Source organism: Gemmatimonadales bacterium, assembly GCA_036265815.1.
GTDB lineage: Bacteria > Gemmatimonadota > Gemmatimonadetes > Gemmatimonadales > GWC2-71-9 > CAVVWJ01.
This window is the reverse complement of record DATAOI010000052.1, coordinates 291,100-303,259: the sequence shown is the minus strand read 5'-3', so window position 1 is coordinate 303,259 and position 12,160 is coordinate 291,100. Positions and strand designations below refer to the sequence as shown.

The following is a 12,160-nucleotide window of genomic DNA, read 5'->3' as shown; positions in this document are numbered from 1 at the left end:
CGCCGGCCCTGATCCCCGCGATGCCCTCGACCGCTGGGCCGATCTCCTGGAGACGAGCGATCCGGTGCTGCTGGAGTACGCCGGCCGGCGCGCCGAGTTCGGCACGCTTCCGCTGCCGTGGAGCCGAACGTACGTGATGGTAACTCCTGCGGGGCGGCCGATTCTCCCGGTGGTGAGCGGCGCCGACTCGGCGGCGTTCCGGGCGTCACTGGCACGGGACGTCGTGCGCGAGGAATCTCGAGGCGCCGAGCCACCGTTCTGGTGGAGCTCGGCCGTCGGCTGCGACAGCTCCAGCCGACCGTCCGCGGCGCCGAGCGGCGCAGCCATCGTTTACCCCAGCGACGACCCGGCGGCCCGCGACCTCGCCGAGCGGATGGTCGCGCTCGCGGGCGAGCGCATGCTGCTGGCCCGGAGCGCGGCGCCGTCCGAGCTCGCCGCCCGGCTCCGTGCCGGGAACGACCGTGCCTACGTGCTGCCGTTGCCACGGATCGCCCTCGTTCCATGCCGCGAGCTCGCCGGCATGGCGGCCGGCAGCACCATCCTTCCGCTGGTCGATACCCGGTCGACTGCCGTGGTGCGCCGCGGATCGCCCTCTCTCACCGTCGAATGGGACGGTGCCATCCGGCCATGAGCTTTCGGGCGCGGCTCTATCTCGCGGTCACGCTGTCGGTCCTGGTACCGCTGGCGGCGCTCGCCATCGGCTTCCGGCGGGAGATGGAGCGGAGGCTAGGCGACGAGTACCGCGCGCGGGTGGGCGCCACCGTCGCCGGCCTGCGCGCCGACCTGAGCCGGGAGGGCGACAACGTGGCTCGCCGCCTGAGCGCCCTCGGCACTGCCCTGTCCGAGGACAACCGCTTCCGTCTGGCCACCGTGCAGCACGAGCCGAGCGCCCGCCGATATCTGCTCGACTACGCAGCCGCGACAGCGAATGCGTCCGGCCTTTCGTTGCTGCAGATCCAGGACAGCGGCGGTCGAATTCTGAGCTCCGCCCATTTCCGAAACGCCTTCGATCGGGCGGAGCCCGAGCTGCCCCGCCTGGTGTCCTCCGCGGGCAGTGGGCCCGTGCTGGTCCGGGTGCCGGGCCCCGAGGCGCCACTCGTGGCCCTCGCGCGCACCGATTCCTTCGTCGTCGCGGGACAGCGCTTCAGCCTGACCGGTGGTGTGCCCCTGGCCGATCGGCTGCTCGCCGGCGCCTCCCGCGATCCCGACATCAGGGTGAGCCTGGCCTATCCCGGCTCGGAATCGCCAGCCGGTGCGGAGGTGGCGAGCGCGCTCGCGGTCCCCTACCTCGACCTCACCGCGGCCGCTGGCGCTCTCGACACTGCGCGGCTGATCGTCACCCAATCGGGCGCCACCCTGCACGCGCTGCGGCGAGGGGTCGACGCCTGGTTCTTCGCCACCCTGATCGCAACGGCCGCGGCCGCGCTGGTTGGCGCGGCCTGGCTCGCGGCCCGGATCAGCCGCCCGCTCACCGCCTTGGCCGAGAAGACCGGCGCCATCGACCTCGACCGGCTCGATCAGGACTTCGCCACCGAGCGTGATGACGAGATCGGCACCCTCTCCCGCGTGCTCGGCACCATGACGGAGCGCCTCCGCCTCGGCGCTGTCCGCCTGCGCGAGGCGGAGCGGCGCGTGGTCACCGGCGACCTGGCGCGCCAGGTGAACCATGACATCAAGAACGGCTTGGTGCCGATCCGGAATGTGGTCCGGCATCTGGGCCAGGTCGCCACGGAGCAGCCGGAGGCGCTCGCGGCGGTGTTTCAGGAGCGGGAGGGCACGCTCGAGAGCAGCCTCTCTTACCTCGACACCCTCGCTCGGAACTACGCCCGGCTGGCGCCCGAACTCACCCGTGAGCCGTGCGACGTGAACGCCGTGGTCGAGGAAGTCGTGCGCATCGCCGCGCCCGGCGCGGTCTCGCTCCGCATGATGCTGCAGCCCGAGCTTCCCCGCGTCTCCGGCGATCAGCTCGTGCTCCGGCGAGTTCTGCAGAACCTGGTAGGTAACGCGGTGGAGAGCCTGGCAGGGCGAGGATTCGGCGGCGTCACCGTCATCACCGAGTCCGCCACAGCGGACGGCGGCGGCGGGCTGGTGCGGATCACGGTGGCGGACGATGGGCCTGGCATGAGTCGGGCCGAGCTCGATCGTGCCTTCGACGACTTCTACACGACGAAGGACGGCGGCACCGGGCTCGGTCTGTCGATCGTCCGCCGCCTGGTGCTCGATCTGAACGGCCGCCTCAGGATCGAGACCGCCCCGGGCGCCGGCACCCGGGCCGTCATCGAGCTGCCCGCGGCGGGGGGAGCCGGCTCGTGACCCTCATTCTCGTGGTGGACGACGTGCCCGCGATGGCCGAACAGTACGCCTACGATCTCCGGCGCATCGCGGGGTACGAGGTCATCGTTGCCGGGGACGGGCGGCAGGCGCTCGAGCGCCTCGGCGGCGAGGCGGTGGACTGCATCCTGCTCGATCTGGAGATGCCGGGCATGGACGGCTTCGAAGTGCTGCGAGTGCTGGAGCACCGCGGTTCCGAGGTGCCCGTCATCGTGTACACCGGGACCGGCAACTACGACCGCTGCATCCAGGCAATCCGGCTTGGCGCATACGGATTCATCGACAAGTCGGAGCCGATGGAGCGGGTGGCGCAGGAGATCGCGGGCGCGGTCGAGCGCCGACGCCTCCGTGCCGAAGTCGACGCCCTGCGGCGCCGGTTCGACGCCGGCAGCTCGCTGGTGGGAAGCAGCGCCGCGATGGCGCGACTCCGCGAGGTCGTGGCCCGGGTGGCACCGGTGCCCAGCACCGTGCTCATCCTGGGCGAGAGCGGCACCGGAAAGGAGCTGGTGGCCCGCGAGCTCCACCGGCTCGGCCCCAATCCCGCCGCACCGTTCGTGGCGATCAACAGCGCGGCGCTGCCCGAGAGTCTGATCGAGAGTGAGCTGTTCGGGCACGAGCGCGGGGCCTTCACCGGCGCCGCGTCCACCCGGAAGGGTGCCTTCGAGGCGGCGGAGCGCGGGACGCTGTTCCTCGACGAGATCGGAGAGCTGCCGCTCGCCTCCCAAGCCAAGCTGCTCCGGGTGCTGGAAGAGCGCCGGGTCACCCGGCTCGGCGGCTCGCGCACCGTCCTGGTGGAGGCCCGGGTGGTCGCGGCCACCAACCGCGATCTCGACGCCGCGGTGGCGGCGGGAAGCTTCCGGGAGGATCTCTACTATCGGCTCAACGTCCACCAGGTGCAGGTGCCGCCGCTGCGGGACCGGTTGTCCGACGTGCCAGAGATCGCCCAGAAGCTGGCGAGCGCGATCTGCGGCAGCTTCGGCATTCGGAAGAAGCGCCTGGCGCCGGAGACGCTCGAGCTCCTGAGTGCCTGGGAGTGGCGTCGGAACAACGTCCGCGAGCTCCGCAACGTGGTGGAGCGGATGATCATCGCCGCGGACGGTGAGGTGGTGGGCCCGGCGGAGGTGCCGCCAGAGATGCGGAGCGCGGAGACCGGGCGAGGCACTCCTGCGGGCGGCGGCACCTTCCAGGAGCTCAAGGCGGAAGCCGAGCGACGCATCCTGATCACGGCATTGGAGCGGAACGGCTGGCAGATCACCCGAACGGCCGAGGAGCTGGGGCTGGCCGATCACGCGAGCCTGCTCAAGATCATGCGCCGCCACGGCGTGAGGCGGCCCTCGGAGGACGTGTCCTAGCGGACACAAGCACCATCCAGCACGCGTGTCCACGAGGACACTAACACCCCGCCGCCGGCTCGCGGCACTCCAGTCAACAGCTTGTGAATTGATCACTTAGCCAATCTGCTCCAGGATGGCCGCCGGCTTGCCTTTCTGGTAGGCGCCAGCAGTCCACCGCGCCCCAGGCGCCACACCATGAGGAGGAGCAGATGTCCCGCAACGCCACCCGTCTCTCCCTGTTCGCCGCCGCCGTGCTCGCACCGCTCGCCACCGGCTGCGGTGGGAAGGACAAGCCGACAACCGCCACGACCACGATCTCGAGCGGCGCCGTCACGCCGTCCGCGACGTCGTCGACCCCCGAAGCGAGCAGCACCACCGGATCCGCCACGCGCGCGCCGGCGAACGTGTCCTACGACGACGCCGAGCTGGCGTTCAGGCAGGGCAACTACACCGAGGCCACCGATCTCTTCACCGGTTACACCGCGCACAATCCGGAGAACGCCTGGGGCTTCTACATGCTCGGACTCTCCGCCTGGAAGGCCGGCGATCAGGAGAGCTCCCTGGAGGCGTTCGACCAGGCGCTCCGGCTCGATCCCAACCATCGGAAGAGCCTGCTCAACTCGGCGCGTGTACTGCTGGAGACCGCGAGACCCAAGGAGGCGCTCGAGCGGGTCAAGCAGGCGCTGGCGATCGAGCCGATGTCCAACGACGGGCTCCGCCTGCTGGGTCGGGTCCACCACGAGCTGGGCGAGATCCCCGAGGCGATCGACGCCTACCAGCGCGCCATCGCCATCGACGACAAGGACACCTGGGCGATGAACAACCTCGGCTTCATCTACATCCAGCAGGGACGGAGCGACGAGGCCCTGCCGCCGCTGGCCCGCGCGGTCGAGATCCGCGGCAACGTCCCGGTATTTCAGAACAATCTCGGCACCGCGCTGGAGCGCACCGGTCACCCCGCAGCCGCGCGCCAGGCGTATGAGGCCGCCCTGCAGGCGGACAGCAGCTATGCCAAGGCCTCGGTCGCGCTCGAGCGGGTCAAGAGCCTGGAGGGAGGCTCGGACAGCGCGACGGTGGACCTGGCAGCGCTGTCGAGCCAGTTCCAATCGCAGGTAGAGCAGTGGCGGAACACCAGCGCGCCGAGCGATTCAGCGCAAACGGATTCGGTTGAGACAAGGTGAGGCAAGGTGGGGCAGGGTGGAGCAGGGCAACTGAACCAGTCGGTGTGTTCAGTGACCCTGCCTCACCTTGCCCCACCCTGCCTCACCCTGCCCCACCTTCCTCAGAGCATCCCCGGTCCCCTCACCGCCGCTCCCTCGTCGAACCTCGACGGTCGGAGCGCCGTCACATCCAGGGCGGACGCCCTGCCATCGCAGATGATCTCGGCGAGCAGCTGACCCAGGGCCGGAGCGTGCATCACGCCGTGTCCGGAGGAGCCGTTGATCAGAAAGAGATTGCCGCAGCCCGGCGCCGCGCCCACGATGGCATGCTTGTCAGGGGAGACCTCGTAGAGGCCCGCCCAGCACGCCGCTCGATCGATGGCGGCCCGCCGGAGCACCGGCAGCCGACGGTGGGCGGTCTCGGTGACCGCATCGATCCACTCCCGATCGACGCGAGTGTCGAAGGGACGGCCCGGCACCCCAGGGCTCGGCTGCAGCAGCATCACCCGGCCGTCGCGGACCCTCAAGTGGAATCCGTCCCCGGCGAAAAGTGTCATCGGCATCGTAGCCGGCAGCAGGTCGCAGGGAGTGGTGACCGCGACCTGCCGGCGGAGCGGGACGACCGGCAGATCGATCCCGGCCAGATCCGCAACCGACGCAGCCCAGGCCCCCGCGGCGTTCACCACGGCATCGACGTCGATCCTCCCGCGCGATGTCTCGACGCCAGCGATGCGGCCATCCTCCCGCTGGACGAAGCCGGTGACCTCGGTTCCCCACTGGATCCGGACGCCGCACCGCTCGGCCGCCGCCAGGTATCCCTCGAGGATGCGTCTCGGCTGAATGAAGCCGTCGGTCGGGCAGAACGTCCCTCCGATCACGCCGTCCAGCCGGAGCGCGGGGTTGAGCCGCGCGATGTCCGCCGCGTCGACCTCCACCGCCTCGTGCAGCCCCTCCGCTCGCTGCAGCAGCCGTCCCGCCCGGAGCTCCGCGAGCTCGGCTTCCGTGGTGGCGAGCCAGAGATATCCCGCCGGCAGGTATCCCGGGTCGACCCCGATCTCCTGGCTGAACCGGAGCAGCTTCTCCCGGGCGAGGAGCGACAGCCGGACGTTGATGCCGGTACCGAACTGCGCTCGGAATCCGCCGGTGGCGCGCCCGGTGCTGCCTTCGCCGGGCCCCGGGCTCCGGTCCAGCACGACCACGTCGCGCATCCCGCGGAGGGCCAGGTGATACGCGACACTCGCTCCTATCACGCCACCGCCCACCACGGCGACCGGGGTGCCGCTCATGCCGTGAAGACGTGCTCGGGGTGGCGGAAACTCTTGAACTCCAGTGCGTTTCCGCTGGGGTCGAGGAGGAACATCGTGGCCTGCTCGCCGGGTTGTCCGGCGTAGCGGATCCGCGGCTCGAGAATGAACGGCAGGCCGGCGGCGTGGATGCGCTCCTGCAGCGCGCCGAACTCCTCCCACTGGAGGAGGGCGCCGAAATGTGGCATCGGCACCTTGATACCTTCGACCTGTCCGGTGTTCTGGGTCGGTGTGACGGTGCCGGTGGTATGGGCCGAGATCTGGTTGCCGAAGAAATCGAAGTCCACCCAGGTGTCGGTGCTGCGCCCTTGGCGGCAGCCGAGGATCTCGCCGTAGAATCGTCGAGTGGACGCGAGATCGTGGACGAAGAAGGCGAAGTGGAAAGGCTGGGGCATCGGCGTCTCGGAGAGGGGGTGAGCGATGGTTCGCTGAACTATACCGCTATGTTGCAGCCGGGATGTCCCCTGCGGCCCGCCGCGGCCGCGGATCGTGGCGGAACCTCCTGCCTCCAACGGGCCCAGTGAGGGCGCAGCGGCGGCTGTTATATTCACCTGGCCATGCCGCGCTCCTCCCCTTCAACCACCCTGTCCCCGCCGTGAGCCGCGAGCCGGCCGGCAGCTCTGCCCAGCCGATGCTCAAGCATTGGCGCGAGGTGAAGGCGCAGCATCCCCACACCATCCTGTTCTATCGGGTCGGCGACTTCTATGAAATGTTCCACGAGGACGCCGAGCTCGCGGCCCGGGTGCTGGAGATCACCCTCACCTCGCGGGGCGATGGGGTGCCGCTCGCCGGTGTGCCGGTCAAGGCGGCCGCCGATTATCTCCGGCTGCTGATCGGCGCCGGCCACCGGGTGGCCATCTGCGAGCAGGTCGAGGATCCCAAGCTGGCCAAGGGTCTGGTTCGCCGCGAGGTGGTCGAGACCGTCACTCCGGGCGCGTTGCTCCAGGAGGGTTGGCTCGCCGGCGCGAAGAACAATTTCCTGGTGGCGGTGTCCGGCGGCGAGGAGGCCATGGGACTCGCGGCCATCGATCTCAGTACCGGCGAGTTCCTGCTGGAGACGCTCGCCGTAGCCGATCTCCTCGAGGCGCTGGGACGGCTGGGGCCGGCGGAGGTCGTACTGCCGGCCGACCTGTCCCTGACGCTGGCGGATGGCATCCTCCGCACTCCGCGTGAGCACTGGGAGTTCGACCCGGAGCTCGCCCGCGAGGAGCTGGCCCGCCGCTTCTCCCTCGCCGCGCTGGACGGGCTCGGCATCGGTGCTGGCGACGCCGCCGCGCTGGGAGCCGCGGGGGCGCTCCTGCGCTACCTCACCGAGCTGCAGCCCGCCGGGCTTCCGCATCTGGCCCGGCCGCTGGTCCGGCGCAGCGAAGCGTTCCTCTGGCTCGACGAGATGACCCGGCGCAACTTGGAGCTGGTCGAGCCGCTGCAGGCCGGTGCCCGGGGGTGCACGCTGCTGGAGACTGTCGATGCCACGGTGACGCCAATGGGCGCCCGGCTGCTGCGTCAGTGGCTGCTCTCTCCGCTCAGGCACCCGGCGCAGATCAACCAGCGACTCGACGCCGTCGAAGTGGCAGTGCGGGACGGGCGCGGCCGCGGTCGCCTGCGGGAGGCGCTCGACGGTGTGCGCGACATCGAGCGCCTGGCCGGACGGGCCGCGGCCGGTCGCGCGACCCCGCGGGAGCTCGGCGCCCTCCGGGACTCGTTTCAGCGGCTGCCCGACGTGGCCGAAGCATTGAGCTCCCTCGCCGCCTCGACCCTCCCCGGCGGCGGTCGCGCCGCCGCCTTGAGCGACGCCGGAGACGAGCTGGATCTCCTGGCCGATCTCGGGACCGAGCTCACGGCCGCGCTGGAAACGCGTTTGCCTCCGACTCTCGCCGACGGCGGAGTGATCCGCCACGGCTACGATCGGGAGCTCGACGAGCTTCGCTCGCTCCGGGACGGGGGGCGCCAGTATATCGCCTCATTGCAGCAGCGGGAGCGGGAGCGCACCGGCATCTCCTCACTCAAGGTCGGCTTCAACAAGGTCTTCGGCTATTACCTGGAGATCACCAACGCACACTCGGCCAAGGTGCCGGCCGATTACGAGCGCCGTCAGACGCTCGCGTCCGCCGAGCGGTACGTCACTCCCGAGCTCAAGGACCACGAGGCCAAGGTGCTCGGCGCCGAGGAGCGGATGGGGACGCGGGAGGCGGAGCTCTTCGGCGCGCTCCGCGCGGCGGTGGGCCAGGCCATCGGGCGGATTCAGCGGACCGCCCGGGTGCTCGCCCGGCTCGACGTGTGGGCCGCGCTGGCCGATCGCGCGGTGGCGGGCCGCTACGTGCGGCCGGTGGTGTCGGAGCAGTTCGATCTGGTGCTCCGGGAGAGCCGGCATCCCGTCATCGAGCGGATGATGCCGCGCGAGACGTTCATGCCCAACGACGCGCGCTTCACCGAGTCGGAGCGGGTTGCGCTGGTGACCGGCCCCAACATGGCGGGCAAGTCGACCATTCTGCGGCAGATCGGCCTCTGCGTGGTGCTGGCGCAGATGGGTGCGTTCGTGCCGGCCGCCGAAGCCTCGGTGGGGGTGGTAGACCGGCTCTTTACCCGGGTAGGCGCGAGCGACAACCTGGCGCGGGGGCAGTCCACCTTCATGGTGGAGATGAGCGAGACCAGCGCCATCCTGCACAACGCCACCGCCCGGAGCCTGGTGCTGCTGGACGAGATCGGCCGCGGCACCTCGACCTACGACGGCGTGGCGATCGCCTGGGCCGTGACCGAGCACCTGCACGACCGGGTGGGCTGCAAGACCATGTTCGCCACCCACTATCATGAGCTGATGCAGCTTCCGGAGCGGCTGCAGCACGCCCGAAACTTCAACGTGGCCGTGCGGGAGACCGGCGATACGGTCATCTTCCTGCACCGGCTCGAGCCGGGCGGCACCGACCGGTCCTATGGCGTCCACGTGGCGCAGCTCGCCGGGCTGCCGGACCAGATCGTGCTGCGGGCCCGGGAGATCCTGGCGACCCTGGAAGGTGAGCACCGGGTGGTGCCCGGCGCCCCGCCCGCCCCGCGGGATCCGGGACAGCTGGTGCTCTTCGTCGATCCGCCGCCGCCGGATCCGATGCTCGCCGAGCTCCGGGCGCTGGATGTCGACACCCTGACGCCGCTGGAGGCCCTCAACCGGCTGGCGGATCTCAAGCGGCGGGCGGAGGATCGTCGGTGAGCCGCCAGGTGATCCTGACGGCGCTGGCCCTCGGGATCGGGCTCGCGTGCCGCACCCGGGATGATGGCACGATCCGGCTCACCGGTGAGACCGCCGCGGTGAGCGTCGATCCGGCGGACCAGCCGCCGGTGGCGGTGAACCCGGTATCACCGGTGGAATATCCTGCGGCGCTGCGGGAGCAGGGGATCGAGGGCCGGGTGGTGCTCCGGCTGTACGCGGATTCACGGGGAACGCTCGTGGCCGAATCAACCAAAGTGGCGGAGTCGAGCGGATATCCCGCGCTGGATTCGGCGGCCACGACCGGTGCGCCGAAGCTGCGCTTCTCGCCGGCGCTCCGGAACGGCCGCCCGGTCGCCGGCGCCTTCCTGCAGCCGATTCACTTCCGCATCCCGCGGACCCGGAGCACGGCCCCATGAGCCACCCGCATCTCCGCCCGTATGACTCGGTGCTCGAGACGATCGGATGGACTCCGCTCATCCGGCTGGGCCGCATCGGCGGGGGGATCAGGACGCCGGTCTACGGTAAGGCGGAATACGTCAACCCGGGCGGATCGGTCAAGGATCGGATCGGCCTCGCGATCATCGAAGATGCGGAGCGGCGGGGTGAGCTCAAGCAGGGCGGAACCATCGTCGAGGGCACCAGCGGGAACACCGGCGTCGGGCTGGCGATCGCTGCCAGCCTCAAAGGCTATCACTGCATCTTCACCATGCCGGACAAGATGTCGCAAGAGAAGGTACGGCTGCTCAAGGCCTATGGGGCGGAGGTGGTGATCACGCCGACCGCGGTTCCACCCGATCACCCGGACCACTATGTAATGAAGGCCAAACAGCTGGTCCGGGAGACTCCCGGCGCCATCCTGGCGAACCAGTTCTACAACCCGATCAATCCCGAGGCCCATTACGCGACGACCGGCCCCGAGATCTGGGAGCAGACGGGTGGGAAGATCACCCACTTCGTGGCCGGGGCGGGCACCGGCGGCACCATCAGCGGCGCCGGCAAATACCTCAAGGAGAAGAATCCCAAGGTGCGCGTCATCGCCGGAGACCCGGTCGGATCGCTCTACACCCAGTATCACCAGAGCAAGGTGCTGGGCGAGGGACATCCCTATAAGGTGGAAGGAATCGGCGGGGACAAGATCCCCACCACGCTGTGGTTCGACTGGATCGACGAATTCCGGCAAGTTCCTGACAGAACGTCACTTACGATGGCGCGGAGGCTCGCCCGCGAAGAGGGGATCCTGGCCGGCGGCTCGGCGGGCCTCAACGTGTGGCTGGCCCTCGAGGTGGCCCGGGAGGTGGACGACCCGGCCGCGCTGGTGGTGACCATCCTGGCCGATACCGGGGAGCGCTACCTCTCCAAGGTGTTCAGCGACGAGTGGATGCAGGAGAACCAGATGCTCGAGGCACCCCGGGTGACGGTGGAGCAGCTGCTGGAGCGCCGGCCGGCCAATGCCCCGGCGCTGGTGAGCGTGGCGCCCGCCGCGGCCGTGCGGCAGGCGCTCAACCTCATGAGCACCTGGAGTGTGAGCCAGATCCCGGTGGTGGACAACGGCGAGTCGGTGGGCGGTTTGATCGAGGGATCCCTCATGACCCGGGCCCTCTCCCAGCCTGCCCTGCTCGACCGACCGGTGCGGGAGGTCATGGAGGCGCCGTTCCCCGAGGTCGATGCCAGCACGCCCACCGAGCGGGTCGGCTCCATGCTCACCCGGGAGAGCCCGGCCGCCCTGGTGCGGAAGAATGGCCAGTTGATCGGGATCGTGAGCCGCTACGACGTGCTCCAGCAGATGATCGGAACCCGATAGATGCGGGTCACCGTACTGACGGGAGGCACCTCGAGCGAGCGGGACGTGGCGTTGGCCTCGGCGGTGCAAGTGGTGGCAGCGTTACGCTCGCGCGGTCACGACGTGGCAGTGGTCGATACCGCGCGCGGCTTCATCCCGGCGGCGGAGGAGGCCTCGACTCTCTCCGGCGCGGTCGGGGTCGAGCCCCCGTCCATCGAGCAGCTCCAGTCGCTGGAGCGCGGGCTGCTCCTCTCGGGCCTGGGGAACCTCGGCGTGGTCCGCGAGGCCGACGTGCTGTTCCTTGCGCTGCACGGGGGCCGGGGAGAGGACGGCACCCTCCAGACCCTGCTCGAGATGGTGGGCGTGCCGTACACCGGCAGCGGTCGCCTGGGAAGCGGGATGGCCATGGATAAGGACATATCGAAGCGCCTTTTCCAGATGGCGGGCGTGCCAACGGCGGAATGGGTGATGGCCCCCGCAGACACCCAGCGGGTGGGGCGCGATTTTGGATGGCCGGTGGTGGTGAAGCCATCGAAGCAGGGTTCCACGGTGGGACTTACGGTGGTGAAGCGGGTGGAGGACTACCAGGCCGCGGTGACCCTGGCCCGGCAATACGACGACGAGGTCATGATCGAGCGGTTCGTCCCCGGGCGGGAGCTGACAACCGGTGTGCTTGACGGCCGGCCCCTCGCGACCGGGGAGATCATTCCACGGCATGAAATTTTCGATTACGAATGCAAGTACACCCCAGGAATGTCGCAGGAGATCTTCCCGGCCGACCTGCCGGCCCCCGTCGCGGCGGAATGCGGACGGCTCGCCGTGCTGGCCCACGAGGCGCTCAAGCTGGGCGGCTATTCCCGGGTCGACTTTCGCTTGACACCGGAAGGGAAACTCTTCTGTTTAGAGGTAAATACCCTCCCGGGCATGACAGCCACCAGCCTGCTTCCCCAGTCGGCCGGTGCGGCGGGTATCGAGTTCCCCGAGCTGTGCGAGCGGATCTGCCGCGGCGCCCGGTTCGGCCGGCAGGCAGAGCCCTGGTAGGGTCGGGC

10 protein-coding genes are annotated in these 12,160 nt (G+C 69.9%); 8 read left to right on the top strand and 2 right to left on the bottom strand.

Annotated elements, in window-relative coordinates:
• The 4 genes from VHR41_12440 to VHR41_12425 form a co-directional block, all read left to right on the top strand.
• On the top strand, positions 1-631 hold a 631-nt coding region (locus VHR41_12440; GenBank protein ID HEX3235001.1), incomplete at its 5' end, for a hypothetical protein.
• Positions 628-2,313 carry a HAMP domain-containing sensor histidine kinase gene (locus VHR41_12435; protein HEX3235000.1) on the top strand — a complete coding sequence of 562 codons (1,686 nt, stop codon included), beginning with the start codon at positions 628-630 and terminating at the stop codon, positions 2,311-2,313. The genes VHR41_12440 and VHR41_12435, both read left to right, overlap by 4 nt.
• Entirely contained in the window at positions 2,310-3,683 is a 1,374-nt protein-coding gene (locus VHR41_12430) for a sigma-54 dependent transcriptional regulator (protein HEX3234999.1), read from the top strand. Before VHR41_12435 ends, VHR41_12430 begins: the two co-directional genes overlap by 4 nt.
• Before the next feature lie 191 nt (positions 3,684-3,874).
• Positions 3,875-4,846, top strand: a complete 972-nt coding sequence (locus tag VHR41_12425) for a tetratricopeptide repeat protein (GenBank protein ID HEX3234998.1) — start codon at positions 3,875-3,877, stop codon at positions 4,844-4,846.
• A 101-nt stretch (positions 4,847-4,947) separates the two neighbouring features.
• Here the strand turns inward: VHR41_12425 and VHR41_12420 are convergent, their stop codons facing one another.
• Positions 4,948-6,111 (bottom strand): FAD-dependent oxidoreductase, encoded by a 1,164-nt coding sequence (locus tag VHR41_12420; protein ID HEX3234997.1) that lies wholly within the window; start codon positions 6,109-6,111, stop codon positions 4,948-4,950.
• Positions 6,108-6,524: a VOC family protein gene (locus VHR41_12415; protein HEX3234996.1), complete on the bottom strand. Its 417-nt coding sequence runs from the start codon at positions 6,522-6,524 to the stop codon at positions 6,108-6,110. Before VHR41_12415 ends, VHR41_12420 begins: the two co-directional genes overlap by 4 nt.
• A 200-nt stretch (positions 6,525-6,724) precedes the next feature.
• Here VHR41_12415 and mutS point away from each other — a divergent pair, with 200 nt between their 5' ends.
• Genes mutS through VHR41_12395 form a run of 4 tightly spaced genes read left to right on the top strand, consistent with a single transcriptional unit; the run spans position 6,725 to position 12,152 of the window.
• Positions 6,725-9,331, top strand: a complete 2,607-nt coding sequence (gene mutS / locus VHR41_12410) for a DNA mismatch repair protein MutS (GenBank protein HEX3234995.1) — start codon at positions 6,725-6,727, stop codon at positions 9,329-9,331.
• A complete protein-coding gene (locus VHR41_12405) occupies positions 9,328-9,747 on the top strand; it encodes an energy transducer TonB (GenBank protein ID HEX3234994.1) in 420 nt (139 codons plus the stop codon). The genes mutS and VHR41_12405 overlap by 4 nt, the downstream gene beginning before the upstream one ends.
• The gene (locus VHR41_12400) at positions 9,744-11,132 is read left to right on the top strand and encodes a pyridoxal-phosphate dependent enzyme (protein HEX3234993.1); all 1,389 of its coding nucleotides are present in this window, start codon (positions 9,744-9,746) and stop codon (positions 11,130-11,132) included. The genes VHR41_12405 and VHR41_12400 overlap by 4 nt, the downstream gene beginning before the upstream one ends.
• The gene (locus VHR41_12395) at positions 11,133-12,152 is read left to right on the top strand and encodes a D-alanine--D-alanine ligase (protein HEX3234992.1); all 1,020 of its coding nucleotides are present in this window, start codon (positions 11,133-11,135) and stop codon (positions 12,150-12,152) included.
• Positions 12,153-12,160 lie beyond the last annotated feature (8 nt).